Below are 25,198 nucleotides of genomic sequence, written 5' to 3'. Positions count from 1 at the left end.
ACCGCATCACCTGCACAGCAATCGCTGGGTTTGCGGACGACGCCAATACGAAGGAGATAACCATGAGGAAGCTCACGAAGCGCATTTCTCTCGCTGCCGCCTCCGCCGCGGTCGCGGGTGGCGCCGTTCTCGGCGCCGGGGGCACCGCATCGGCCGCGGTTCCCGAGTCTGCGCACGTGCAGCGCCCGGCCGTCAGCGTCAAGGCCGACGACCACCGCGAGGACCGCGCTGTCACCTACCGGCACAACTCCGAGGACTACCGCCGGGACGGAGACCGCGCCCGCCAGCACAGCGACCACTTCACCGACTCGGACCGGTACGACCACCGCGGTCACTTCTACTACTGGGATGACGAGGACTGCAGCTGGAAGCACGACAGGAACCACCGCTACAACTGGGACCGGAACGACCGCGACTCGAACCGGTACGACCGCGACTGGGACCGGTACAACCACGACTCGAACTGGTACGACCACGACTCCAACCGGTACGACCACGACTCGGACCAGTCCGACAACGACCGAGCCCGCGACAACCGGTGAGACAGGCGCCGTCGGCACGGGTGGGCTCAGACCGTGCACGTCGCCGTGACAACCGCTGGCGGTAGGGAGGCGGACGCTGATCTCGGGATCAGCGACTCCTGACCGCACCCAGGAGGCAGGCAGGAGGGGCTCAACGGCACCCTCCTGCCTGCACCTGTTCCATGCAACGTACGGAACACCGGCAGATGCGGTCACGCCTGCTGGGACGCGCGATGAAGTCGATCACCAAGCCGTGGCAGATGTATCCACTCGGCCTGCTGTTCGACCTTGGCTTCGACACTGCCACCGAGGTCGCTCTGCTGGTGCTGGCCGGCTCCGGAGCCGCCTCCGGCCTGCCCTGGTACGCCATCCTCTGCCTGCCGATCCTTTTCGCGGCCGGCATGAGCCTGCTGGACACCATCGACGGTTCTTTCATGAACTTCGCCTACGACTGGGCCTTTTCCAAGCCGGTACGGAAGGTCACTGCAACCTCACCATCACCGGCCTGTTCGTCGCCGTCGCGCTGATCACCGGCACCGCCGAACTGCTCGGCCTGCTCGCCGACAAGGCCCGCCTGCACGGCGCGTTCTGGGACTGGATCGGCGGCCTGGACCCTGAACACCATCGAGTTCGTCATCGTCGGCCTGTTCTTCGCCACGTGGGCGGCTGCCCTGGCCGTGTGGAAGCTCGGCCGTATCGAGGAGGAGTGGACCGCCGGGCTGCGCCCCGCCGAGCAGCAGGCCGACTGACCGCGGGGGATGCGTGGCTTTGTAGGTGAGTTGCGGTTTCTGACACTGGCCGACGTCGGTCGGTCCGCTACGCGGGCACGGCCGTAGGGTCGAGGCGCTGCCGCTGGGAGTCGGTGAGCCGGAGGTCTGCCGCAGCGAGATTTTCCTCCAGATGGGCGAGCGAGGCGGTTCCGGGGATCGGCAGGACGACCGGGGAACGGGCGAGCAGCCAGGCGAGCAGGACCTGGGGGGCGGTGGCGCCGAGTTCGGTGGCGACGGTGGCGAGCGCGGAGGCGTGGCCGGAGTTGGCTGCTGCGGCGACGGGGGCCCAGGGAAGAAAGGCGATGCCAGTGGCCTCGCATGCCTCCAGAACCGACTCGTAGTCTCGGTCGAAGAGGTTGTAGCGGTTCTGTACGCTCGCGATCTCGGCGGTCTGCCGAGCCTCGGCGAGCTGCGCAGTGGTGACCTCGGACAGCCCGATGTGCCCGATCTTCCCCTCCAGTTGGAGTTCGCGGAGCGCGCCGACCTGTTCGGCGACCGGAACCTTCGGGTCGATCCGGTGCAGCTGCAGGAGGCCGACGCGCTCGGCCCGGAGCCGGCGCAGGCCCTGCTCGACCTGCTCGCGCAGGCTCTCCGGCCGTGCGTCGTACGCCCACCCTTCCGGCCCGGACTGGGTGACCCCGACCTTGGTGGTGATCAGCAAGTCGTCCGGGTATGGACACAGGGCCTCGGCCAGGAGTTCCTCGTTGGCGCCCCATCCGTACATGTGGGCGGTGTCGATCAAGGTGACGCCCAGCTCGACGGCGCGCCGGGCTACCGCGATGGCGGCTTCCCGCTCAGGGCCGGGCTCGGTCGGCAGGCGCATGGCACCGAACCCAAGCCGAGTTACCCCGTGTTCGCCTCCGATGGAGAACGTGCTCGCCGTGCCCGAGGTGTTCGTTGTGCTTGAAGTCATCGGTTTCCCAGCTCGTCGATGCAGAGAAGTTCGACTTTGCTGTAGCGGGCGATCGTCTTGGTCAGCTGCTTCTCGTCGGCGGCCCCGACGAGCTTGGTGGCCAGGACGTGACCCGGTAGCCAGCCATCGCGGCTACGGTACAAGGGGCGATCAGCAGCTGGGACTTACCGGTGCCCGAGTCACCGATGAAAAGGGGCGCCGGCACTCCGAAGAGCACCGGCGCCCACGGCATGGCGCCTCTCACCTACCAGGTGGCGTGCCCTCAGGCATAGGCGACGGCGTCCTCGACGGGCACGCGGGGCAGCCGCGGGAACCACGGGTCGGCACCAGGGTGACCGATGTTGACCACCAGTTGCGAGCGCCAGCTGGTGCCGGCGAAGAACTCCCCGTCCACGCCGGCCTTGTCGAAGCCCGCCATGGGACCGGCCGCGAGCCCCGCCGCGCGGACCGCGAGCAGGAAGACCCCGGTCTGCAGTGCCGAGTTGTAGGCCGCCATGCCCTCGCGCACGTCGGTCTGGTCGGCGAACGCCGCTCGCAGCATGTCGCCGCGAGCCGGGAAGACTGTCGGCATCTGCTCGTGGAAGTCGACGTCGTACGCCAGGATCGCCACGGCCGGCGCACTGAGCGTCTTGGCCCTGTTGCCCTCGTCGAGATGCCGGACGAGTCGCTCCTTGCCCTCGGGGGTGCGCACGAAGAGCACACGCAGAGGCTGGCCGTTGGCAGCGCTCGGCGACCAGCGGGCGAGTTCCCAGATCATGGCGAGTTCGTCGTCGGCAACGGCCACCTCGGCGAAGGTGTTCGCGGTGCGGGCCTCGGTGAACAGCACCTTTCGTCCGGCGTCGTCGAGGACATCGAGGGCCTGCGGTTCGCGGTCGGTCATGCTCATCATTTCTCTCTTACTTCGGTTGTGTGTGGTGCCGGGGCGGGTTGACCGCCCCGGCACCACCCCGCGGGGACGGGGTTTGCGGAGCCGGGCGGGGCACAAGGACTCGGTGCTGTCGCATGGGTCCGGGGTGCCCTGGCCGACTCATGTGTGGTGTGCTGACCGCTTGTTCCGCTCCGCGCCCAGGCGGGCGAAGTAGGCGATCAGGTCGGGGTTGTCGACCGCCGCGGGGTTCAGGACCTGCTCGGCGGGGGCACCCTGGAGCAGACGCTTGACGGGAACCTCGAGCTTCTTGCCGGTCTTCGTGTGCGGGAGAGCCGCTACGGCGATGATCTCGTCGGGGACGTGGCGGGGTGAGGCGCCGGCGCGGATCGCGTCGCGGATCCGGTCGCGCAGGGAATCGTCCAGGCCGACCCCGTCGGCGAGGACCACGAAGAGCGGCATCCAGTAGCCGCCGTCGGGTTCCTCCGCGCCGATGACGAGGGCCTCGCTGATCTCGGGGAGATGTTCGACGACGTCGTGGATGTCGGCACTGCCCAGGCGCACGCCGTTGCGGTTGAGGGTGGCGTCGGAGCGGCCGTGGACGATCACCGAGCCGTGCGAGGTGAGCGTGATCCAGTCGCCGTGCCGCCACACACCGGGGTAGGCGCCGAAGTAGGCGTCGCGGTAGCGGCTGCCGTCGGGGTCGTTCCAGAAGTACAGCGGCATGGACGGCATGGGACGGGTGACGACCAGTTCGCCGACCTGATCGAGGACAGGGGTGCCCGTCGCGTCGTAGGCGGCCAGCGCCACGCCGAGGCTGGGGGCGGACAGCTCCCCCGCCCAGACGGGGGTCGTGGAGGCGCTGCCGGCGAAGCCGGAGACGATGTCCGTGCCTCCGCTGGTGGAGGCCAGCTGGACGCCGGCGCCCACATGGTCTCGGACCCAGGGGTAGGCGGATGCGGGCAGAGCGGAGCCGGTGCAGCCGACGACGCGGATGGCCGACAGGTCGTGCACGGAGGGTTCGATGCCCAGCTTGGCCATGGCCAGCAGGTACTGGGGGCTGGTGCCGAAGACGGTGACGCGGTGGCGGGACGCCAGCTCCCACAGGACGTCGGGGCGAGTGAGCGGGGCGGGGCTGCCGTCGTAGGTGCAGGTGGTGGCACCGGTCAGCAGAGTGGAGACCACCAGGTTCCACATCATCCAGTGGGTGGTGGTGTACCACAGCAGGCGGTCCCCGGTGCCCAGATCGGTGTGCAGGCCGAGCATCTTGAGGTGTTCGAGCAGGACCCCGCCGTGACCGTGGACTATGCCCTTGGGGAGTCCGGTGGTGCCGGAGGAGAAGACGACCCACAGAGGGTGGTCGAACGGCACCGGGGCGATGTTGAGGTACTCGACGCGGGTGGCCGCGTCCTCCCAGGCAACCGTCAGCCCCGAGTCCCCGCCCTCGGGCCAGGCAAGGCCCACGTGGTCCACGAGCACCGTGGCCTTCAGCGTGGGCAGGGCGCGGACCAGTTCGAGCGAGGCGGTCCGGCGGTCGTGTGTGGTGCCGTTGAACAGGTAGCCGTCCGCGGTGATGAGCACCGTGGGTTCGAGCTGGGCAAAGCGGTCGGCGGCGGCCTTGGGTGCGTAGTCCTGGCCACACACCGACCACACCGCGCCCAGGCTTGCGGTGGCAAGGAAGGCGACGATGGCGTGGGGGGTGTTGGGCAGATAGCCCACCACCCGGTCGCCCTGTCCGACGCCCAGGTCGCGCAGGGTGGCGGCGACGGAGGCGACCCGGGAGCGCAGCTCCCGGCCCGTGATCTCGTAGCCGGCTCCTGTCTCGTCCAGGGCGGTGATCGCGGGAGCGTCCGGCTGCAGGTTGCGCAGCGCGTGGTGGGCGTAGTTGAGGGTGGCGCCGGGGAACCAGCGGGCGCCGGGCATGGTCTCCTCGGCCAGCACCCGCTCGTACGGAGTTGTCGCGTCGATGTCGAAGTACTCCCACACCGCGGCCCAGAACCCTTCGAGGTCGGTGACGGACCACTGGTGCAGGGCGCGGTAGTCCGTGGGGTCCTGGATCCCTTCGGCGCCCCGGTGCCGGGCCGCCCATCGGGCGAAGTCCGCGATGCGGCTGTGGGCGGCCGACTTCGGGTCGGGAGTGAAGAAGGGTTCCGTATACGGCGCAAGGTGCGGGGTGGTCATGGTGTGGTGCTCCTCGTCAGGCGGGCCGGGCGTCGGCGGTACGGCGGGCCGTGTGCAGCAGGGGGGCCCAGGCGACGATGTCCGTGAAGTCGCCGGTGCCGGCCGGGACGGTGTCCATCACGACGCGGTCGGGGCGCAGCAGGACGGCGTCGGCACGGCCGCGTGCCAGCCAGCCGGCCAGGGTGCCGTCGTCGCCCAGGTCGTCGACGTGGATCGTCTGGGCGCCCAGTGCCGTGGCCACGGCCGTCATCTGCGTCGTGGGCGGTACGGCGGTCAGGACGGCGAAGGAGTCCCCTAGTACGTCATCGAGGCGCACTCGCCTGCCGTCGTGCCGTGTCCAGGGCTGCGGGCAGAAGGTGCCGGCCAGCACGCGGCCGGTCAGCCTGGGGCGGCGCCGTACGAGTGGACCGGCGGTCAGGGCGGGGCTGAGGTCACGGCTCACCGCCGCGGTCACGCCGGGGATGCGACAGGCCGTGCCCACGACGGCCCGGCGGAACGCCGCACCGCGGTCCTGTCCGCCGGTCATGGCCCAGCCGACGGCGACCGCCACGCGGATCACATGGCGGGCGTGCGGCTTGCGCTCGCGTTCGTAGGTGTCCAGCAGCCCGTCGTGTGCGCCCTGTTGGAGGACGCGGGCGAGCTTCCAGGTGAGGTTGTGGGCGTCGCGCAGGCCCGAGCACAGACCCTGCCCGACGAAGGGCGGGGTGAGGTGGGCGGCGTCGCCCAGCAGGAAGACACGCCCCCTGCGCCACCGGTCGGCGAGACGGGCCTGGAAGGTGTACTGCGCCTGCCGTATCACCTCGAAGTCGTCGCCCTGCGAGGCTGGCAGGTCCACCCAGGGGGCGACCAGCTCGCGCAGGCGCTCCCATCCGTCCGGGCCGTCCAGGTTCTGGTCGTCGGCCAGCCGGAACTCCCAGCGGTAGCGGTCCTCGCTGATGCGCATGAAGGTGGCCGGCCGGGTGGGGCAGCAGATCTGCTCGGCGCCTTCCCAGGTACGCACCGGGCGGCTGGTGCGCACGTCGATGACCCGCCAGCTCTCCTGGAAGTGCAGGTCCTCCCAGTCGGTGCCGATGGCGTCACGGGTGAGACTGCCCGCACCGTCGCAGCCGAGGACGGCATCGGCCCACAGGTGCTCCTCCTCGTCGCTGCCGTCGCGCCGGAAGGTGACCCGGACGGGACCCGTCGGATCGTCGGGTGCGTCGGTGTTCTGCGTGTCGCACTGGGTGACGGACATGACCTCCACCCCACTCCACAGCTCGCACTCCGGGCGGCGCGCCAAGGCGTCACGTAGCAGGCGTTCCAGCTCGGGCTGGTTGAACATGCTCAGCTGCGGGAAGCCGTGGAGTCCGTGCATGGACCGCGGGAATTCGGTGATCACGCGGCGCCGGGCGTCCAGCAGCCGCAGCCCGGGCGCCGGGCGGGCGAGGGCGGCGAATTCCTCGTGGACACCGACGCTCTGCAGGATCCGGCGGATCTCGTCGTCCACGACGACGGCGCGCGGCAGGGGGTAGATGTCCCGGTGGCGTTCGAGGATCAAGCTGCGCACTCCGTGCCGGGCGAGCAGGAGGGCGGCCGTGACCCCGACGGGTCCCCCACCGATGATCACCACCGGTCTCCGGGATGCGGCCTTCATGCTGCGTCCGTAACGGGGGTCCGCTGCTCGCCGAGGTCGATCCGTCCGTCCGGGGTGGCGATCGTGGCGGTGATGAGGTCACCGTTGCGCAGGTACTTGGGGTTCTTGGCCTGGCCCTTGAAAAACGCCTTCCACTTCAGTGCGGGCGGCAGCAGCGCACCGATCTTCTCGGCCGCCTTGGGCGGGGCCTTCAGGGCCGTGCCGCCGGGAGTGCCGGTCAGCAGCAGGTCGCCCGGGTCGAGGGTCTGGAAGCGGGCGAGCAGGGTGAGCGCCTGTGCGGGCCGTACGATCATGTCGGCCAGCGTGCGGTCCTGGCGCGACACGCCGTTGACCGACAGCCGCAGCCGCAGGTTCAGCAGATGGGCGAAGTCCTCGGGCTCCAGCAGGGTCAGGTACGGACCCGTCGGGGTGAAGGTCGGATAGGACTTGCTCTCGTAGAACTGGGTCTTGGTCAGCTGGACGTCGCGGGCGCTGACGTCGTTGGTCAGGACAAGGCCGGCGACGTAGCGCGGCAGGTCCTGCTCCTCGACGACGGTGCCCACGGGCAGGGTCTCGCCCAGGACAAGGCCGAGTTCCACCTCGTAGTCGAGGAACTTCACGTGCGCGGGGCGGATGATCGTGTCATGGGGGCCGCTGACCGAGCCGGACGCCTTACGGAAGAAGGTGGGCGGTATGTCGCCCGTGAAGCCCGAATCCTTGGCGTGGCTGCGGTAGTTGACCATCTGAGCGACCACCCGGCACGGGGTGGTGACCGGAGGCAGCGCCACCAGGTCGGCGACGGGCGTGCCGCTCTCGGCGGAGGCCGCGGCCTCGCGGACCGCGTCCCGGTCGGCGAGCAGCTCGCCGGTGGAGACCGCCTTGGTCTCGACGCGGACGGCGCGCTCGTCCCGGACGACCCACCAGCCGTCGGTGGTACGCAAAACGTTGGTGCTCATGAGCTCATCGCTTTCATCAGGCCCAGCAGGCGTGCCGGGTCGAGTTCGTTGTCGTCGCGCAGGGCCGTCATGACCTCGCGCAGCTTGGCGGGGGACGGGCTGGCGCCCAGGAAGTCGCGGGTGACCGGCGGGCCCCACTGGGCCAGGCCGCTCGCCGACATCGGCGCCCAGCCGGGCTCCAGATCGCAGGAGAACAGGTCGCCGTCGGCGAAGTGCTCCAGCATGAAGTGGTCGGGGTCGCGCCAGTAGTCGAACAGCTGGCTGCCCTGGATGTGCCGGCCGATGCCCCAACTGCGCTGATAACCGCGCTCGGCCAGGTACTCCCCGCCGGCGCCGATCGCGTCGAGGTCGGTGACCTGGTAGGCCGAGTGGACGTAGCCGGTTCCGGGCCCCAGGTGCAGGGCCAGCGTGTGGTGATCGACGGCCACGCTCCCCTGGTCGCACCGGATGAACGCCATCGTCGGCCCGCGCCCGCGCTGCCCGTCCAGGAACAGGAAGTCGGACACGATCATCCCGAGGGTGTCCAGGTACCAGTCCAGGGTGCGGGCGAACACCCGGGTCTCCAGCACCACATGGCCCAGCCGCTGGATACGGGACGGCTCACGGGGCGGACGCTGGGTGGCGTTCGTACGACGGTGATCGGTACCGAAGTTGAGGATCAGCGGCTCCTGCTCGGGCAGCGCGGGCAACTGCTCGGCGCAGTGCACGACCCGGACCGGCAGGCCGGAGGGATCGAGCAGGGCGACCGACTGGCCACCGCCCGGTACGCCGATGTCCCGGACGGTACTGCCGGTGGCGCCGGCCAGCCGGTCGAGGTCGGACCGTTCGGCCGCGCGGAACGCCGGTCCGATGAAGCGGGACGCACGCCCCCGCCGGATGACCATGCAGGGTGAGCCGGCGAAGGTGCCGCGCAGCCACAGCTCTCCCTCGGTGCGGGCGGCGATAGAGAACCCGAAGTCACGGGCGAAGACCTCGGCCTGGTCCAGGTCGGGCTTCTCGAACTCAAGCCAGGCCAGGTCGGCCACCTTGATCACGGGGTTCCTGGACCGTCCCGGATGCTCACCGCGCGAGGCCCCCTGCTCACTGTGGAGGTCTTGGTGGGGCGTTTGGGGAGCGGCCCTGTTAACGGGGGTGTGGGACATGGTGTCCTCCAAGCAACACTGCTGTAATGAGGAAATCATCAACTTTGCAGTTACCCATCGTCAATAGGGTGGACCCAAATAATTGATGATCTCATCAGTAATGGCAGACTGATCGTGACGGTTGTTACACTCGCCGTATGTCGACGCCAGCCCCGCCCAAGAACCGCTTCGAACGGCGCCGCGCCGAGACCCGTCAGGCGCTCGTCCGCGCGGCCCGGCAGATCCTCGCGGAAACCGGGGACACCAGCGCCAGCATCCAGGCCATCGCCGAGCGCGCGGACGTCGGTTTCGGCTCCTTCTACAACCACTTCGAGTCCAAGACGGAGCTGTTCGACTCCGCGGTGACAGATGCCCTGGACGAGTTCGGGCAGGTCATAGACGAGCACGTAGAGGGAATCGACGACCCCGCCGAGCTCGTCGCCGCGGGCTTCCGGCTCACCGCCCGCATGGCCGACTCCCACCCTGAACTCATGCGGATCCTGCGTGACCGCGGTCTGGCCCAGATCCACACCGACCGGGGCCTCGCCCCTCGAGCCCTGCGCGACCTGGAGATCGGCATCGCCTCGGGCCGCTTCACCTGCACCAACCCGACCACCGCCCTGTCCGCCCTCGGCGGGACCCTGCTGTCCCTCGTGGCGCTGCGGCTGGCCCGCCCCGACCTCGACGGCGACGAGGCCGCCTCCGACCTGGCCGAGATGGTCCTGCGCATGCTGGGCGTCCCCCCGGACGACGCCCACCAGGTGACCCGGCGGCCGCTGCCCGACCTCGGTTGACCCGAGCACCGGCTGCGCCAGGCCCCGTGGACACCGGAAAACCGTGGGCGTCACCCCGTCCACCGGTGGCCGCGCGGACCCTTGACCACGACCAGCCCGTGAGACCGGGATCCCCCCCCCCCGGACACCGCGCAGCCAGATGCGGCCAGCTGAGGCTTCGCGGTCCACCAGGGCGGCGTAACGTCGTCAGCGTGGACTTCACCGCGGACAGTCTTCTGTCCCGTGCCGCACAAGAACTCAGCCCGCGAGCGGACGAGCTGATCCACGACGTAGAGCAATGCCTGCGGCGCGAGGTCCCCGAGCTGTGGGACGAACCGGACATCGCGCAGATGACGGGGGAAAACGTCGCCGAGCACGTCGTCGCCATACTTTTCGGCATCGAGCACGACATCGAGCCAAGGCGGATCGATCCGCCGGCCGCCGACGCAGAGCGCGCGCGTCGGCTGGCTCAGCGCGGGAAGCCGGTCACAGCGATGCTGCGCGCCTTCCGGCTCGCGGAGGGCCTCATCCTCGACCGGCTGCTCGAAGAGCTACCCCGGCTCACCAGCGATGCCGAGCCGATCAACGCGGCGACACGCAAGCTGTTCACACTGGCGACCGAGTACCTGGACCGCATATCGGAGACGGGCGTCGTGGCCTTCCAGGACGAGCGGGATCGCCAGGTGCAGTGGCGGCTGTCGGTGGTGAACGAGGCGAGCGTACGCGTCGGAACGACCCTGGACATCGCCCGCACCGCCCAGGAGTTGGCGGACCTGGCCACCGAGCGCTTCGCCGACGCCGTCACCGTCGACCTCCTCGACACGTCTTACGGAGACGAGCCTTCCGCGAAGGGCACACTCGTGGTCCGCCGGGTCGCCCAGCAGTCGGTGACGGACTGCTACCCCGAGACGACCTACCAGGAAGCGAGCTACGGGGAGTCGTCGGTTCCGCCGCAGCAGCTCCACAGGTATCCCGACGGATCACCACCGGCTCGCGCCCTGGTCACCGGCCGGCCCTCACGGCACCACCTCGGCCCGTCCGCATCAATGCTGCTGGTACCGCTGTGCGCCCGTGGCACCACTCTGGGTGTGGCTCAGTTCTTCCGTCACCACAAGCCCGGCGCGTACGGGGACGAGGACCTGCTCCTCGCCCAGGAGATCGCGGCCAGGACGGCGGTGGCCATCGACAACGCCCGCCGATACACGCACGCGCGCGCCACCGCCCTCACCCTCCAGCGCAGTCTGCTCCCGCGCAGTACACCCGCGCAGTCCGCCGTGGAGGTCGCCTGCCGCTACCTGCCTGCTGCCGCCCAGCTCGGCGTGGGCGGCGACTGGTACGACGTCATCCCGCTGTCCGGTGCCCGGGTCGCACTCGTGGTGGGCGACGTGGTCGGCCACGGCATCCACGCCGCCGCCACCATGGGTCGGCTGCGGACCGCTGTGCGGACCCTCGCCGACATCGACCTGCCGCCCGACGAACTCCTCACCCACCTGGACGACGTCGTCGTCCGCCTGGCCGCCGAAGTCTCTGACGAAGTCTCTGCCCAAACGGACACCGAATCCGCGGGGGACATCGGGGCCACCTGCCTGTACGCCGTCTACGATCCCGTCGCCGGCCGCTGCACCCTCGCCCGCGCGGGCCACGTGCTGCCCGTCGTGATGACCCGGGACGGAACCGCCGACATCCTCGAGCTGCCCGCCGGCCCGCCACTCGGCCTGGGCGGCCTGCCGTTCGAGGCGGCGGAGATCGACCTGCCCGAGGGCAGCCTCCTCGCCCTCTACACCGACGGCCTGATCGAGGCCCTCGACCACGACGTCGAGGCGGGCCTCACCCGACTGTGCCACGCCCTCGCGCAGTCCTCCGCCTCCCTGGAGGCGACCTGCGACACCGTCCTCGAAGCGCTGCTGCCCGCAGACCGACCGCACGACGACGTGGCACTCCTCCTGGCCCGCACCCACACCCTCGGGGACCGTCAAGTCGCCACTTGGGACGTGAAAGCCGACCCGGCCGAGGTCGCCCGGGCCAGAGCGAGCGTCTCCGAGCAGCTGACCACCTGGGGACTGGAGGAACTCGACTTCACCACCGAACTGGTCGTCAGCGAACTGGTCACCAACGCCATCCGCTACGGCCGGCCTCCCATCCAGCTGCGTCTCATCCACGATCGCACCCTCATGTGCGAGGTCGCGGATGCCGGCAGCACGACCCCGCACCTGCGCCGGGCCCGTGACTTCGACGAGGGCGGGCGAGGTCTGTTCCTCGTCGCCCAACTCACCGAACACTGGGGAACGCGCCATGCCCGACGTGGCAAGACGGTCTGGGCGGAGTGCGCCCTGGGCGGCCCGCCGCTCTTCTCGGACGCGGCAGCGTTGGAGGTGGAGGGCATTCCTGGGGTCGTATGAGCACCCTAGCGGCATGGACGGCATGGGGCGGGTGACGACCAGTTCGCCGACCTGATCGAGGACCGGCGTTTCTTTTATGTTTCCATACATCGCATGCTCGACTGAAGCCGGCTACTGAATGCCGCTCTTCGTGGTCCTCGCCGACAGGGTCGGCCTGGACGACTCCCCGCGCGACCGGATCCGCGACGCGATCCGAGCCGGCGCCTCCCCCGCCACGTCCCCGACGAGATCCCGCCGTACCGGCCCTCCCCCACACGAAAACCGGCAAGTAACTCAAGGCCCCCGCCAAACGCCTCCTCCAGACGCCCCCGCCGAGCAGGTCCTCAACCCCGCGGCGGTCGACAACCCCGACCTCGTCGCCTACTTCGCCGGCCTGGGAGCCGATCGCCGACGGCAGCGCGGCGGCACTTCGTCCGTGGACGACGCGGCGAGGAGCAACATGTGACGTCGTCGAGATGCCAGCTGCACCGCAGGCCGCGATCAAGGCAGTGACAGCACCCGCACCACTGTGGGCGCCCGCCGCTCCCGCGGACAGCTGCCACATTGCGTGCCGGCTTCGACCGCAGCCGACTGATCGTCAACTGTTCAGGGCGCCGCAGAATTCCAGGAGCGCCGCATTCACCTCGCCGGGGCGTTCCTCGGCGATCCAGTGGCCGCAGCCGGACAGGATGTGCGCCGGTCCGACGGTCGGGTGGAGCGTGGGCAGCGCGGGGAGGAGTTGGTCCATCCCTGGGAACCCGTAGACCAGGTCCCGATCGCCGGTGAGATAGCGGCCGGGCATCTGGTACTGCGCGCCGCACCATGGGGCGGTCAGCTGCCAATTGCGGTCGAAGTTGCGGTACCAGTTGAGGGCGCCGGTGAACCCCGCTTCGGTGAACTCCGTAGCGAGTGTGTCGATGTCGGCCTCGGTGAGCCAGGCGGGAAGTTCCTCGGGGTCCTCGAAGAGGTCCAGGAATCCTTTGCCCGGTGGGACGAGCGGCTCCACCGGCGGGTCACTGTGCGGGGTGTCGCCGGAAAGCCCGTACATCACGCGACGGAAGGTGGCGTGCGGGTCCTTCGCGAGCTCGGCGTCCGCGACGCCGGGGGTCTGGAAGTAGTTCCAGTAGAACCGGCCGCCGAACAGCCCTCGCATCGCCTGCAACGGAGGAACCGGACCGCGCTGCGGCGGCGGGACGCTGAGGCCCACGACCCCCCGGACGACGTCGGGCCGCATCAGCGCGGTGGACCAGGCGACCATGCCGCCCAGGTCGTGGCCGATGACCACGGCCTGCTGTGCGCCGAGTTCGCGGATCAGGCCGATGACATCGCCGACGAGGTGCAGGATGGTGTATTCCTCAACCGCGGCGGGCCGGTCGCTGCGGGCATATCCGCGCTGGTCAACGGCGACGACGTGGTATCCGGCCCCGGCCAGGGGCGTGAACTGGTGGCGCCAGTTGTACCAGCATTCGGGAAAGCCGTGGAGCAGGAGAACCAGGGGGCCTTCACCCTCCTCCGCGATGTGCAGCCGAGGCCCGCCAGCCGCGACGGTGCGGTGCTCGACCATGGTCACACCCTCTTCCAGGTGGGTCGGTCCGTCACCCAGGCTACTCGCGGGTACACCGACAGCCGAGTGACCGCCCGCCGTGGTCGCGGGGCCGTTGCTCAGTTTGACGCGCACCGCCACGCTCGGCAGGCATCGCATTCCCATCAGGCTGTGACCCGGCCGGCAGCGGAAGGGCCGGCGGCGCCGGCGGGTGTCCAGTTGCCGGTGCTCTCGGTGCCCGAACGGTCCTGCGGGGGCTCGCCGGGCACCACCGGTTCATGGCACACCGCCGAAGGGTGCGACTCTCCTTCTCGTCCCCACCACACCCACCGGCCGCAGACTGCGACGGAGAGCCGGGGTGCAGCAGTCTGACGATGCCGAGCGGCGACATCCCCTGAGGCCATGCGTTCGCCATGCGTTCGGCAGGGCGGGACATGACGGCTCCAGGGCCCCGAGTCGCACTTCGCCGCCAAAGGCGTGAGAATGATAAAAACCTCATGTATGAGGTTTTTATCCTGCGAAGGAGTTCTCGTCCATGCCTGCAGTTCTGATCCACGGCGTCCCCGACACCCACCGTGTGTGGGACGGCGTGCGCCGGCACCTGAGCCGAAGTGATGTCGAGGCCTGGGACTTGCCCGGCTTCGGCGCACCGCGGCCGCAAGGCTTCGGCTCCACCAAAGAGGAGTACGTCGATTGGCTCATCGATCGGCTGGAGCAAGCCGGCGAGCCGGTGGATCTGGTCGGCCATGACTGGGGCTGCATTCTCACCGCGCGCGTCGCTTCGATACGGCCGGACCTGGTTCGTACGTGGGCCGGCAGTAGCGCTCCCGTCAGTGCTCAGTACGGCTGGCATCCGCTGGCCAAGATCTGGCAGGATCCGGTCGAGGGGGACCGGTTCATGAACGAGCTGGACCCCGCGTCCTTCGCCAAGGACCTGAGCAAACTCGATGTCCCGGCTGACGTGGCCGAGGAAATGGTCCGTCGCGTGGACGGCTCGATGAGGGACAGCATCCTCAAGCTGTACCGCTCCGCCGTGACGGTGGGCGCGGAGTGGGAACCGGAGCTGGCGAACGTGTCCGCGCCGTGCCTGGTCCTCTGGGGGACGCTCGACCCGGCCTGTCCGATCGCGTTCGCCGATGAACTCGGCGAAGCCGTGCGAGCGTCCCGGATCCTCAAGCTCGACTGCAGCCACTGGACGTTGATCCAGAAGCCGGCTGAGGTCGCCGCAGCCCTTGAGGCGCACTGGAACGCCTGAGGAGCTGTTGTCTTTCCGACGTGCTGAGCGCGTCTTCTCCGATGGGGCATGGGCTCGGTGATTCCGTGGGAGTGGTGGCCTGTCGTGTCATCGATCCCGGGGTAATTCGCGGATGTCGTTGACCGTCGGACCGCCGGAACAGCACGAACTCGCCGCGCGCCGTCGAATCGAGTGGACGCGGCCGTACGGGAATGACAGGCGTGGGCGATCGCCCACAGGCGGGTCGATGCGGTGCCGGCTCGAGGGGGGCCGGCATTGGCCGGACGTACAACAGGGGCCCGGCGTCCGGAAGGGATGCCGGGCCCCTGCGTGCTTGCGCTGGGCGGTTACTTCAGCGCCGCCAGGGCCGCGTCGACGCCCGCGATGGGCGAGCCGAGACCGGTGACGGTGTCGTAGCCCGGTCCGGCCGTGCACTCGGCACCGCACCGGCCGTTGGAGCCGGAGGTGATGTCGCGCAGGGAGGAGCTGTCCAGCGCGTACACACTGGTGTGCGCGGTGTCGCCCTCAGACCCGTCGGAAGCCAGGTGCGGCTTGCCGGCGGCGGCCCGGAGCTGGTCGGCCGAGGCGATGATCGCGCCCCAGATCGGGGCGGACAGGCTGGTGCCGCCCACCTCGAACCACACGGATCTGGTGGTGTCACCGACAGTCATGGTCATGTAGACCGGCACGCCGGTGGCGGGGTCGGCCACGAAGCTGACGTCCGGCGTGGCCCGGAGCGGCGAGGACTGCACGCCGTCCTGATAGGCCGGGCGCGGCTCGAAGTAGCTCAGGCCGCCACCGGTGGCTTTCCACGCCGTCTCGCCCGTGGTGTTGCCGTCGGCGTCCAGCCGGAGGTTGGTGCCTCCGATGGCCAGAGCGTAGGGGTTGGTGGCCGAGTAGCCGCTGGGGTAGCCCGAGTCCCCGGTCGACTGGACGCAGACCGAGTCGGCCAGCTTGCAGTGGCCGTCGTAGAAGGCCTCCTCGGAGAACTCGGCGGTGCCCCAGCTGTTGCTGACCGCGGCCGGGTGCAGTGCCGCGGCGACGTCATCGGCCCGGGAGAGCGCGGCCATGGTCGGGTCTGTGCCTTCGACCAGGACGATCTTGGCGTGCGGGGCCACCGAGTGCGCCCACTGGATGTCCAGCGCCGCTTCCTCGTTCCAGCCGGTGTCGGCGTCGGGCTGGGTGCCGTCCGCGTAGACCTGCTGGAAGTCGAAGCAGTCCTCTCCCGCGCTCGCCGTATCGCAGGTCTGCGGCAGGTCGAAGTGCGCGGAGAAGTGGTTGAGGTCCTGCTTCGCCGTCGGATAGTGGTAGGCGTCGACGATCGCGATCGTCTGGCCGGTGCCGTCGCCCTTGAGGTCCAGGCGTGCCTGGATCTGCTGCGGGGTGTAGCCGCGGGTGACCTCGCTGGTGTTGTCCAGGCCCACGCTCAGCTTCTTGGCTGCCGCGGTTTTGCTCTGGATCTCGATCGGGACCGAAGCGGTGCCGATCGGCATGTCGAGTTCCTTCAGCGGGCTCGCGCTGCGGGGGCGGTTGCCGTCGGGCTGATCGGTCCGGGCAGCGGCCGGCGGAGCCGCGACCGCTGTGCCGCCGCCCGGGGCGGGGATCCGGGTGGGCTCGTCCTCGGAGAGCTTGTAGGTGGTCAGGCCGTGCGGGAAGTAGTCGATGTCGTTGACGGCGTCGCCGATCGCCGCGTCCGAGAATTTCAGGGCGCGCCAGTCGAGCGCGAGACCGATCATGTCGTCACCAGGCCCGTCGCCCAGCTCGGCTGTCTGGACCTGGCTCGCCCCCAGGGCGGAGTCCACGGCGCTCTCGCGGAGGAACCCGTCGTTGTCCGCGAAGGGTGTGTCGTAGGACCACAGAGCCTGGTAGGCGCCGACGAACGCCTCGGTTCCGCCGACGGACTTGGCGAACACTCCGGAGTGGAAGCCGAAGAAGGTGGGCACGTCGTAGGGCTCGCTGCCGTCCGCCGGGTAGACCATGTCGTTGAACTCGCGCATCTCGACCAGGCCGGTCTTCTTGGACGCCACGAAGCCCTGCGACATCCCGGGGCTGTCGTAGGCCTTGATCACCGCGCCCGTGCGGGAATCGAGGATCTGGACCAGGTGGTGGTAGGTCGTGAAATCGCCGGTGTACGCGAAGGCGACACCATGCCCGTCCGCGCCCGGGATGTTCGGATCGGCCAGGGCCGGGTTGGTCGGCACGATCGCGACGGCGCCCGAACCGGTCGGGGTCTCGGTCCAGATCGGGGTGCCGGTGGCGGCGTCCAGGCTGACCGCCGTCGGCGCCGGATCGGTGACCTCCCTGGGCAAGCCCCCCTTGTGCGTGCCGCCGTACTCGAAAAACAGGTGTCCGGCGTCGTCCGTGGTGACGCTGGAGAAGAACAGGCTCTTGCCCTCCGTGCCCTTCGGCCGGTACGTCCAGAGCTTCTTGCCCTGCGCGGTGTACGCGGTCAGGCTGCTGCCCGGGACGACGATCTCGAAGCCGTTGTGTCCGTTGCCCACGACCGTGAGCGAGGCGACATAGCCGCCGGTGGGCACGTGCGCGCGTACGTCACCGGTGTGCGTGCTCAGCACGGCGAAGCCGTCATCGGTCGCGGCCACCACGGAGTCGTCGGCCGTGTCCTTGCCGGGTTTCGGCAGGAGACGCAGGGCGTGCACTGAGCTGTCGACCGTGGCCCTCCACAGGACGGTCGGCGTCGCCTTCTTCAAGGTCCTGCCGTCGAGGGCAAAGACGCCGCGGCTCTGACCACCGGTGATCAGGTCCTTGGTCCCGTCGCCGTTCACGTCCGTGGCGACAGCCGCGTAGATGTCGCCGGCCAGGGGCATGGCCTGCGCCTTGCCGCTGCTGGGGTTGACCGTGTAGGCGGTGTCGTCATAGCCGACGGTGAGGAGTCCGCCTTGGTAGCTGGTGAGCGTGTCGCCGGATACGGCACCCTCCCGCCGCCAGTCGAGGTGACCGGTCGCGGCATTCAGTCCGAGGAGCTGGGTGTGCTCGGGACCCGCGGGGGTGGCAGCGGTGTCTTTCGTCGGGTCCGAGAGCGAGGCGAACACCTCGCTGCCCTTCGCGTCGGACGACAGCCCCATGGTCGGGGCGTTGGGACGGCCGACCATGGAGGCGGTGGTATACGACCAGAGGGTGTGGCCCTGACCGTCCCAGCCGGAGATGGTGCTCTGACCGTCCGACAGGTCGGCTTCCACGCCGAGCTCGGCTACCGCGAACCGGGGCTGACCGCCGTGGGCGTTCGGCAGGACCTGGAATGCCTCCGGCACGGTGCCCTCACGTGAGGCGAGCACCGCGCGGTCGCCGCTGTGCGCGTCGATCGCGGTCAGGTCCCAGCGCACCTTGTCGAACAGGTCGTTCTGCTCGACCACCAGGACGCGGTCCGCGCCCGGGTCCTTGAACAGCATGCGCGGGTAGCCGGGCGTCTTGACGTGCGACGCGACCTTGCCGTCGGAGGTGTCGAGCACGAGCACGTTGCCGGCGGCCGGGCGCGGGCTGCCCAGGCCCATGGGGGTGTCGGACCAGGAGGCGGCGATCCGGCCGGCGCCCAGCGACGTCAGATCGCCCCAGCGGGCCCAGGGTGCGTGTGTCGAGTAGGTCCAGTCGGCGGTCCCGGCCAGCTTGTCGTGAGCGGCGCGGCGGAAACTGTAGGCGGTCAGGTTGCTGCGGCTGTCGCCCTGTTCGGCGACCGGATCGGCGCCCCAGTCCGGGCCGGTGGAGTCGGCGACGATCAGCTTGCCGTCCTGGACCAGCATGGTGCCGACGGAGCCGGGAACCAGCTTGTGCCACGCCGCCTTTCCGGTACGGCCGTCCAGGACGGTGACGAAGGTGCCGTGGTGGAGCTGCGAACCGGGCGACGAGAACGGCCGGCCCGGCCAGTCGCCCACCGCGTAGGCCACGGCGACGTCGTCGACACCGTCGCCGTCGAAGTCGCTCGTCACGTATGGGTGCTTGCCGCTGGCCGACATCTGGTACGGGTTGTAGCCGACATAGAGGTTCGGCAGATAGTCGTACGGCTGGAACCAGTTGTCAGGGGTCACCTGCCAGTCCTTGTACAAGGAGGTGGCTCCGCGGCCCCACACCTGCTTGCCCTGGGCGTCGTACCGGGCGATGGTGCCGCCGCTGAAGACGCCCACCCAGTCCTTGGTGCCGCCGAGCGCCACACCCTCGGCGAAGCCCCGCGCGGTCTCCCACTGCCCGGTCCGCTTGAGGCCCGGAGCGGTGGGCGCGGTGTCCGTCCGGTTCTCCGAGCCTGCCTTCAGGCTCGGCGCCGTGCCCTGCGGGGCCGGGGCGGCGGGGCCCTGCTGGGCGGCGACCTGTCCGGGCGTGCCGTCTATCCGTGTCTGGTACCGCTTGCTGAGCTTCTCGATCGCGGCGGCGGTCAGCCGGATGCCTTTCGCGTGCTGCGGGGCATCCGCCTGAGCGGGCGGTGTGACCAGCAGGCCCGCGGCAAGCCCGAGCACGGTGGCGACTATGCCGGAGCGTATGCCCCTTCTTCGGATTATCAATGGACCGTGCGCCTCTCGGGTGGGAACAGGGCGGTCGCGTCGCAGGATGCACTGGTGAACCGCCCTTAGGGAGATGCCGGTACTGTTCCAGCGCGCCCGTCCAACCGGGTGAGGAACGGCTGGCCGATACCGGTCAGCAGCCGGTAGCGGCCACACGCCGCCTGGGCCGGGCAGTGCGAAGGAGAGGCGTACCTGTGCTGGAGTCCCTGGGTCTCGACGATCCGACCGAGCGCGCCTATCGCCATCTGCTGGCTTCGCCGCCACTGACGGCGATCGAACTGGCCAGGCATCAGTCCTGCGGCACGGCACAGGCTCGCCGCATGCTGGACGAACTGGTCGCGGCGGGCCTCGCGGTGCCCTCGGCGGGACGGCCCACCCGCTACGCCCCGGTGGACCCGCGCATCGGCCTGGCCGCCCTGATCCGCACGCGCCGTCTGGAGCTGGAGCGCGCGGCGGCCGCGCTGGACGCCTATGGCGCCGAGTTCAACGAGCGCAAGCTGAGCTCTGATCCGAGCCGGCTGGTCGAGATCGTCGAGGGGCCGACCGCGATCACCGCCTGGCTGACCGAGCTGATGGCGGGCGCCGAGCACGAGGTCCTGTGCTTCGACACCCCGCCCTATCTCACGGCCGACGCGAGTGCGTTGCAGTTCGAGGAGGATCTGTTGGCCCGTGGCGTGCGGGCACGGGCGATCTACTCGAGCCAGGTGCTGGCCATCCCCGAGCGCGCGGAACTGCTCCAGCACCTCGTACTCCTCGGGGAACAAGCCCGGGTGCTGCCCCATGTGCCGCTGAAGCTGCTGGTCTTCGACCGCCGCGATGCCCTCGTTCCGCTGACCGCCGGCGCGGACGGCCTGCGCAGTACCGCCGCGCTGGTCCACCGGTCACCGCTGTGCGACGCCCTCGTCGAGCTGTTCGAGGCCAGCTGGCAGCAGGCCACCCCCGTGTTCGGCAGCGAGGCCCAGGAGACGGAAGAGCAGCCCGACCTCAGCGAGGCCGACCGCGCTCTGCTCCACCTGCTCCACGCCGGGCTGAAGGACGAGACCATAGCCCGCCAACTCGGCCTCAGCGAACGCACCCTGCGCCGCCGGATCACCGACCTGACCACCCGCCTCGGGGCGACGAGCCGATTCCAGGCGGGTGCGCAGGCGGCCCGCCGCGGTTGGCTCTGAACCCCCTCTGGTTCAGGGGGCCGGGAGCGAAAGACCGTGGGCGCCGGTGCTCCCTCAAGCACCGGCGCCCACTCACCCCTGACCTGGTCGGCGAAGTCGTCGGCAGCCGGGTCCAGGGCGACATCCGCACCGAAGTCAGGGCACGCTCCCGGGCGCCGGGCAGCGGGTCGACGGCGGCGATCGGCGCGGCGCCGGCCAGGCGCGCGACGACGAAGGCACCTTCTCCATCTGCTCCTTCTGGTACGTCGAGGCCCTCACCCGCGCCGGACGCCTGGACGAAGCCCGTCTTGCCTTCGCGAAGATGGTCACCTACGCCAACCATTGCGGCCTGTACGCCGAGGAGATCAGCCGAACCGGAGAGCAACTGGGCAATTTTCCCCTGGCGTTCGGTCATCTCGCCCTCATCAGCGCCGCCTTCAACCTCGACCGGGCGCTGGGCTGACGGGCGGGTCCGGCGGCGTCCCTGGAGCAGTCGCCGTGCGAGCCTCCGATCCCCGGCTCATGCCGGAAGCCTACGCCGCGCTCGGCGCGCTGATCCCAAACCTCGGCACGGCACACCTGGTTGAGGATCCGCCCCCCTCCCGGCAGAACGCCGTGCTCCGCGGGCCGCGCCACCTGCCCGTCCACCGGTGAGGCCTCTCGTGGGTCATGGCGTCGTCAGGATCGCACCAGCGATCGCGGCACCTTGACGCTCCGTGAGCGCAACCATTCGCCGAGTGCTTTGGCCTGCGCGTCCAGCCGCAGTGTCGAGGTGGCGCCGGTCCCGAGCAGTCCTCGGACGAGGAAGTTGACCGCGCCCAGGTTGGGGAGTTCGTGGCGCGAGATCTCCAGTGCGCGTGCTTCGGGAAGAAGGCGTCGCAGTTCGTCGACGGTGAGGGTGGACCTGAGCCAGTCCCATGCCGCACGGTCGCGTACCCAGACGCCGAGATTCGCGTCGCCGCCCTTGTCGCCGGAGCGGGCGTGCACGATCTCACCGAGTGGGGCGACGACGAGTTCGTCTGCCCGCGGCGCGGGCGCCGATGGCGTGAGCGCCGGCTCGGCCTGCGGCATTACCTCGCCACCGGCGCCGTCCGGGTTGCCGGGGGCGATGATCTCGGTCGTGCCGTCGTGGTGGTGGACCGTGTGCTGGAGCATCCGCTGGTCGAGCAGTGCGGGCCAGTAGACACCGAATGCGGACCCCGGTTGCGGAGGGCCGAGGGAGTACAGCCCGGGGTAGCTGGACAGGGCCAGCTCGATCACGCGCGACGAGAAGGCGCGCCCGGCGGCCTGCTGCGTCCCCTGCACGGTGATCCTGAGCAGCTCGGTTCCCGCGTTCTGGGTGTCGGGATCGGGCTGGGCCCGCCCGATGCGCTCGACGGCGACCGCGTCGAGCCCACGGGCGGCCTCGGCGTAGCGGTGGACGAATCGCTCCACGAGGGCGGCCTTCGCGTCGAGGTCCGTGCCGGTGAGCGCGAGGATCGCGTTGTTCGTCCAGCCTCCCACCCCTGTGATCGCGACCTTGGTCGTCCTGGACGGCGTCGTGCCTCGCACGCCGCTGATCCGGACGCGGTCCTCGCCGAGGTCTGTCAGCGTCGCGGTGTCCAGGTGGGCGGTCACGTCGGGGTTGAGATAGGCGGGTTCACCGATCTCGTAGAGCAGTTGGGCGGTGACCGTGTCCTGGGTGACCACGCCGCCGGTGCCCGGGTTCTTGGTGATCACCGAGGAGCCGTCGGCGGCGATCTCGGCGATCGGGAACCCCGGCTCCACGAGGTCGGGGACGGAACGGAACCCGGAGAAGTTGCCGCCGGTCGCCTGAGGCCCGCACTCGATGACGTGTCCGGCGGCGACCGCGCCGGCGAGGGCGTCGTGGTCGTCAGGCGTCCAACCCCACCACCAGGCGGCGGGACCGACGACCAGGGAGGCGTCGGTGACGCGGCCCGTCACGACGATGTCGGCGCCGTCGTAGAGGGCGCGCGCGATGCCGAAGCCGCCGAGGTAGGCGTTGGCCGTCAGCGGCTGGTGCGACCAGTCCGACAGTGGCTGACCACTCGTCAGGTGCGGCAGGTAATGGCCCGCTTGCCGCAGACCGTCGAGGCTGCCGAAGACGTCGTCGCCTTCGATGTGGGAGACCCGCAGGTCGTGACCGTGGCGTGCGATCAGTTCGCGCGTCGCGGCGGCCAGCCCGGCGGGGTTGAGCCCCCCGGCGTTGACGACGAGCCTGATCCTGTTGGCGACGAGGTGCTCGAGCGCCGCGTCCAGGTGCTGCAGGAAGGTGGTCGCAAAGCCCTTCGTGCTGTCCTTGGCGCGCGCCTTCCCGAGGATCAGCATCGTGACCTCGGCGAGGTAGTCGCCGGTGAGGACATCGATGCCGCCCGCTCGGGCCATGTCGGCCATGGCCGAGGCGCGGTCGCCGTAGAAGCCGGAGCAGTTCCCGACGCGGAGGGGGCGGCGCCGTTCTGATGGTGACGTCATGCCAAATCTTCCGGTGTAGAGGAGCGAACGCCGGCGTTCTGTCCCTCGGCCCTGCTGACCCGTACCGTCCCTTCGAATCCCACCTCGCCGGAGGGGTGTTCCTCGGCGAGCTCGAGGGTCATGCTGTCGCCCTCAATGTGGGTCACCCGCGCGGTGTAGGCCAGGTTGGCGGGCACACAGACGGGCTTGCGCAAGCGGTAGGCGACCTTCGTCACGCGCCAGTTGGGGCCGAGAGCCTCGGTGACACAGCGCAGGGCAAGCGCCGCTCGCAGGTGGGAGTGCACCACGAGACCGGCGTGGCCCTCCTCGCGTGCGTAGGGCTCGTCGAAGTGGATGCGGTGGGGGTTCCAGGTGACCGCGCTGTAGCGGAACAGCTGAAAGGCCGTGGCCGTGTGCTTGAGCCGTGGGAGTGCATCCCCGACCTGGTAGTTGATGGACACTACGACTCCTGCAAGGGGTTGCGCAGTACGACGGTGCGCCGGTTGCGGTTGAGGACGGCTCCCTGGGCGGACGTGAACGTGTGGAGGGTGGTGACGAACACGCAGGTGCCGGCGCGGGTCTGTTTGGGAGTGACCGCCTCGAGGGTGGTTTCGAGCATGACCTCCGTGCCCGCGGTCACGGGGCTGACCAACTCCATCTCCTCGCCGGCGCCCATGGCGCGCAGCCCGAGGTCGCCGTCACCGAGGGGTGTGTCACCGCCGAGGGGTGTCCCGTCGGGCTGGAGGTGGGCCTCGGGGGTGCCGATGCCCCACTCCACGATCGCGGCGAGCATGTTCGGTGGCGCCACGACATCCGCGTACCCGGCCGAACGTGCGGCCGCGGCGTCGTAGTGGACCGGGTCCGCGGCGCCGATGGTCAGTGCGTAGCGGCCGATGCTCACCGCGTCCAGCGTGCCGAGGCTCCGGCGCGAGAGGACAGCTCCGGTCCGCGACTGGGTCTGGGTGTAGTACTCCGCCAGCGGAGTACCGGGTTCAGGTGTGAACATGCCTGGGATCCTCATCATTGATCTGGGTGCCGGCTTCGCCGGCGGCATCCGCGTGGCCGGCAAGCTCCGCGAGAACCTCCCGCGTCGACTCGCCCAGCGGCGGGGCGGCCCGCAGAGGGCCCACCGGCGAGTCGCTGAGCCTCAGAGGGCATCCCGCAACCGGCACCCGGCCCCTGGCCGGATGCTCGACGTACTGGATCATGCCGCGCTGGATCAGGTGCTCGTCGGAGTCGACCTCACGGATCGACTTGACCGGCGCGCAGGGCACACCGGCGGCCTGCAGATCCCGCACCAGCTCGGCACGCGTCCGCGTCCTGGTGCAGGAAGAGACCTCCTCGTCGACCGCGTCGATGTGGGCGACCCGGTCCTTCTGCGTGCGGAACCGGGGGTCCTCGATCAGCTCGGGCCGGCCCAGTGCGGTTGCCACGCCGCGCCAGTGCCGCTCGGCGATGCAGATGATCGCCAGCCATCCGTCGCTCGCCTCGTAGATGTTGTACGGCGCGATCGCCATGCCCGTATGCCGGTTCCCGGTGCGCTCGGGGAGCTCTCGGCCGGGGTTGTTGTGCAGGCCGCCCAGGCTGGATGCGAGCATCGGGTAGACGGTGTCGTGCATCGAGACCTCGACGATCTGCCCCCGTCCCGTGCGCTCGCGCTGGAACAGGGCCGCGCTGATCGCCCCGAACAGGTGGATGCCGCCGGAGAAGTCCACGAACGCGGCGCCGGCCTTGGTCGGCGGCCCGTCGGCCTCCCCGGTGGCCGAGGCGCTTCCGGACATCGCCTGCACGGTGATGTCCATGGCCGACATGTGTGCGTACGGGCCGGTGGACCCGTAGCCCTTGCCGGAGGCCACGACCAGACGCGGGTTGTGTTCGAGGAGCCGCGCCGGGCTGAGCTGGAGGCGCTCCATAGTGCCTGGCGCGTAGTTCTCGATGAGTACGTCGGCGGTCTCGACCAGGTCGAGCAGCGCCTGGCGACCGGCGTCGGTCTTCAGGTCGAGCACCACACTCCGCTTGTGGGAGTTGAGCATCACGAACTCGTGGGACTCGATCGGCTCGTGCGAGCGGAAGCGCAGTGGCTCACCGCCGGGTGGCTCGACCTTGATGACGTCGGCGCCCAGTTGTGCGAGCAGGAGCCCGCAGTAGGGGCCGTTGTAGATCTGGCCCAGTTCCAGGACCCGGATGCCGTCGAACGCCGGTCGCATGGCTGCTCCCCTGCCGA

18 protein-coding genes and 3 pseudogenes are annotated in these 25,198 nt (G+C 69.9%); 8 read left to right on the top strand and 13 right to left on the bottom strand.

The window, feature by feature from the left end; all coding sequences use genetic code 11:
• Positions 1-62: 62 nt before the first annotated feature.
• Both ABT114_RS46545 and ABT114_RS46540 read left to right on the top strand, forming a co-directional pair.
• Complete coding sequence (locus tag ABT114_RS46545) at positions 63-542, top strand: hypothetical protein (protein WP_351152374.1); 480 nt, start codon at positions 63-65, stop codon at positions 540-542.
• A 164-nt stretch (positions 543-706) separates the two neighbouring features.
• A pseudogene (locus ABT114_RS46540) lies at positions 707-1,270 on the top strand (HoxN/HupN/NixA family nickel/cobalt transporter); the annotation flags it as partial.
• A gap of 67 nt (positions 1,271-1,337) precedes the next feature.
• Here ABT114_RS46540 and ABT114_RS46535 read toward each other — a convergent pair.
• From ABT114_RS46535 to ABT114_RS46505, 7 genes and pseudogenes are all read right to left on the bottom strand, one after another.
• Positions 1,338-2,204 (bottom strand): aldo/keto reductase, encoded by an 867-nt coding sequence (locus ABT114_RS46535; RefSeq protein WP_351152371.1) that lies wholly within the window; start codon positions 2,202-2,204, stop codon positions 1,338-1,340.
• A gap of 5 nt (positions 2,205-2,209) precedes the next feature.
• Positions 2,210-2,391: pseudogene (locus ABT114_RS46530) on the bottom strand (IS21-like element helper ATPase IstB); the annotation flags it as partial.
• A 75-nt stretch (positions 2,392-2,466) separates the two neighbouring features.
• Positions 2,467-3,084, bottom strand: coding sequence for a malonic semialdehyde reductase (locus ABT114_RS46525; RefSeq protein ID WP_351152368.1), 618 nt, complete (start codon positions 3,082-3,084; stop codon positions 2,467-2,469).
• Positions 3,085-3,231: 147 nt separating this feature from the next.
• Positions 3,232-5,250 carry an acetoacetate--CoA ligase gene (locus tag ABT114_RS46520; RefSeq protein ID WP_351152366.1) on the bottom strand — a complete coding sequence of 673 codons (2,019 nt, stop codon included), beginning with the start codon at positions 5,248-5,250 and terminating at the stop codon, positions 3,232-3,234.
• A 16-nt stretch (positions 5,251-5,266) separates the two neighbouring features.
• Complete coding sequence (gene mhpA / locus ABT114_RS46515) at positions 5,267-6,883, bottom strand: bifunctional 3-(3-hydroxy-phenyl)propionate/3-hydroxycinnamic acid hydroxylase MhpA (protein WP_351152363.1); 1,617 nt, start codon at positions 6,881-6,883, stop codon at positions 5,267-5,269.
• Entirely contained in the window at positions 6,880-7,818 is a 939-nt protein-coding gene (locus ABT114_RS46510; RefSeq protein WP_351152360.1) for a fumarylacetoacetate hydrolase family protein, read from the bottom strand. Before ABT114_RS46510 ends, mhpA begins: the two co-directional genes overlap by 4 nt.
• Positions 7,815-8,960: a VOC family protein gene (locus ABT114_RS46505; RefSeq protein WP_351152357.1), complete on the bottom strand. Its 1,146-nt coding sequence runs from the start codon at positions 8,958-8,960 to the stop codon at positions 7,815-7,817. The genes ABT114_RS46510 and ABT114_RS46505 overlap by 4 nt, the downstream gene beginning before the upstream one ends.
• 137 nt (positions 8,961-9,097) lie before the next feature.
• On the opposite strand from ABT114_RS46505, the gene ABT114_RS46500 reads away from it, so the two are divergent.
• The 3 genes from ABT114_RS46500 (at position 9,098) to ABT114_RS46490 (ending at position 12,556) form a co-directional block, all read left to right on the top strand.
• On the top strand, positions 9,098-9,733 hold the full coding sequence (locus ABT114_RS46500; RefSeq protein ID WP_351152354.1) for a TetR/AcrR family transcriptional regulator: 636 nt from the start codon (positions 9,098-9,100) through the stop codon (positions 9,731-9,733).
• A gap of 191 nt (positions 9,734-9,924) precedes the next feature.
• Positions 9,925-12,111, top strand: coding sequence for an ATP-binding SpoIIE family protein phosphatase (locus ABT114_RS46495; RefSeq protein ID WP_351152351.1), 2,187 nt, complete (start codon positions 9,925-9,927; stop codon positions 12,109-12,111).
• Between the two features lie 118 nt (positions 12,112-12,229).
• A complete protein-coding gene (locus ABT114_RS46490) occupies positions 12,230-12,556 on the top strand; it encodes a hypothetical protein (RefSeq protein WP_351152349.1) in 327 nt (108 codons plus the stop codon).
• Between the two features lie 132 nt (positions 12,557-12,688).
• On the opposite strand, the gene ABT114_RS46485 is transcribed toward ABT114_RS46490, so the two are convergent.
• Positions 12,689-13,654, bottom strand: a complete 966-nt coding sequence (locus tag ABT114_RS46485) for an alpha/beta fold hydrolase (RefSeq protein WP_351152346.1) — start codon at positions 13,652-13,654, stop codon at positions 12,689-12,691.
• A gap of 556 nt (positions 13,655-14,210) precedes the next feature.
• On the opposite strand from ABT114_RS46485, the gene ABT114_RS46480 reads away from it, so the two are divergent.
• Positions 14,211-14,888 carry an alpha/beta fold hydrolase gene (locus ABT114_RS46480; protein WP_351152344.1) on the top strand — a complete coding sequence of 226 codons (678 nt, stop codon included), beginning with the start codon at positions 14,211-14,213 and terminating at the stop codon, positions 14,886-14,888.
• Positions 14,889-15,214: 326 nt separating this feature from the next.
• Here ABT114_RS46480 and ABT114_RS46475 read toward each other — a convergent pair whose 3' ends face one another.
• Positions 15,215-19,330 (bottom strand): hypothetical protein, encoded by a 4,116-nt coding sequence (locus tag ABT114_RS46475; protein ID WP_351152341.1) that lies wholly within the window; start codon positions 19,328-19,330, stop codon positions 15,215-15,217.
• Between the two features lie 239 nt (positions 19,331-19,569).
• On the opposite strand from ABT114_RS46475, the gene ABT114_RS46470 reads away from it, so the two are divergent.
• Both ABT114_RS46470 and ABT114_RS46465 read left to right on the top strand, forming a co-directional pair.
• Positions 19,570-20,544 carry a helix-turn-helix domain-containing protein gene (locus ABT114_RS46470; RefSeq protein ID WP_351152338.1) on the top strand — a complete coding sequence of 325 codons (975 nt, stop codon included), beginning with the start codon at positions 19,570-19,572 and terminating at the stop codon, positions 20,542-20,544.
• 202 nt (positions 20,545-20,746) lie between these two features.
• A pseudogene (locus ABT114_RS46465) lies at positions 20,747-20,986 on the top strand (glycoside hydrolase family 15 protein); the annotation flags it as partial.
• A 215-nt stretch (positions 20,987-21,201) separates the two neighbouring features.
• Here the strand turns inward: ABT114_RS46465 and ABT114_RS46460 are convergent.
• Genes ABT114_RS46460 through ABT114_RS46445 form a run of 4 tightly spaced genes read right to left on the bottom strand, consistent with a single transcriptional unit; the run spans position 21,202 to position 25,181 of the window.
• On the bottom strand, positions 21,202-22,995 hold the full coding sequence (locus tag ABT114_RS46460; RefSeq protein WP_351152335.1) for an acyclic terpene utilization AtuA family protein: 1,794 nt from the start codon (positions 22,993-22,995) through the stop codon (positions 21,202-21,204).
• Positions 22,992-23,435, bottom strand: coding sequence for a MaoC/PaaZ C-terminal domain-containing protein (locus tag ABT114_RS46455; RefSeq protein WP_351152332.1), 444 nt, complete (start codon positions 23,433-23,435; stop codon positions 22,992-22,994). The genes ABT114_RS46460 and ABT114_RS46455 overlap by 4 nt, the downstream gene beginning before the upstream one ends.
• Positions 23,435-23,980, bottom strand: a complete 546-nt coding sequence (locus tag ABT114_RS46450) for an FAS1-like dehydratase domain-containing protein (RefSeq protein ID WP_351152330.1) — start codon at positions 23,978-23,980, stop codon at positions 23,435-23,437. The genes ABT114_RS46455 and ABT114_RS46450 overlap by 1 nt, the downstream gene beginning before the upstream one ends.
• Positions 23,967-25,181: a CaiB/BaiF CoA transferase family protein gene (locus ABT114_RS46445; RefSeq protein ID WP_351152327.1), complete on the bottom strand. Its 1,215-nt coding sequence runs from the start codon at positions 25,179-25,181 to the stop codon at positions 23,967-23,969. Before ABT114_RS46445 ends, ABT114_RS46450 begins: the two co-directional genes overlap by 14 nt.
• Positions 25,182-25,198: the final 17 nt, after the last annotated feature.

The sequence above is a fragment of the Streptomyces sp. NPDC002088 genome, assembly GCF_040296605.1.
In the GTDB taxonomy this organism is placed as follows: Bacteria; Actinomycetota; Actinomycetes; order Streptomycetales; family Streptomycetaceae; genus Streptomyces.
This window is presented reverse-complemented; position numbering and strand designations above follow the sequence as displayed.

What these genes read in the sequence shown, in the direction of transcription:
- ABT114_RS46510 (WP_351152360.1), bottom strand. Translation starts at nt 7,818, where the DNA reads ATGAGCACCAACGTTTTGCGTACCACCGACGGCTGGTGGGTCGTCCGG.
- ABT114_RS46490 (WP_351152349.1), top strand. Translation starts at nt 12,230, where the DNA reads ATGCCGCTCTTCGTGGTCCTCGCCGACAGGGTCGGCCTGGACGACTCC.
- ABT114_RS46450 (WP_351152330.1), bottom strand. Translation starts at nt 23,980, where the DNA reads ATGTTCACACCTGAACCCGGTACTCCGCTGGCGGAGTACTACACCCAG.
- ABT114_RS46500 (WP_351152354.1), top strand. Translation starts at nt 9,098, where the DNA reads ATGTCGACGCCAGCCCCGCCCAAGAACCGCTTCGAACGGCGCCGCGCC.
- ABT114_RS46545 (WP_351152374.1), top strand. Translation starts at nt 63, where the DNA reads ATGAGGAAGCTCACGAAGCGCATTTCTCTCGCTGCCGCCTCCGCCGCG.
- mhpA (WP_351152363.1), bottom strand. Translation starts at nt 6,883, where the DNA reads ATGAAGGCCGCATCCCGGAGACCGGTGGTGATCATCGGTGGGGGACCC.
- ABT114_RS46525 (WP_351152368.1), bottom strand. Translation starts at nt 3,084, where the DNA reads ATGACCGACCGCGAACCGCAGGCCCTCGATGTCCTCGACGACGCCGGA.
- ABT114_RS46485 (WP_351152346.1), bottom strand. Translation starts at nt 13,654, where the DNA reads ATGGTCGAGCACCGCACCGTCGCGGCTGGCGGGCCTCGGCTGCACATC.
- ABT114_RS46445 (WP_351152327.1), bottom strand. Translation starts at nt 25,181, where the DNA reads ATGCGACCGGCGTTCGACGGCATCCGGGTCCTGGAACTGGGCCAGATC.
- ABT114_RS46505 (WP_351152357.1), bottom strand. Translation starts at nt 8,960, where the DNA reads ATGTCCCACACCCCCGTTAACAGGGCCGCTCCCCAAACGCCCCACCAA.
- ABT114_RS46520 (WP_351152366.1), bottom strand. Translation starts at nt 5,250, where the DNA reads ATGACCACCCCGCACCTTGCGCCGTATACGGAACCCTTCTTCACTCCC.
- ABT114_RS46460 (WP_351152335.1), bottom strand. Translation starts at nt 22,995, where the DNA reads ATGACGTCACCATCAGAACGGCGCCGCCCCCTCCGCGTCGGGAACTGC.
- ABT114_RS46535 (WP_351152371.1), bottom strand. Translation starts at nt 2,204, where the DNA reads ATGACTTCAAGCACAACGAACACCTCGGGCACGGCGAGCACGTTCTCC.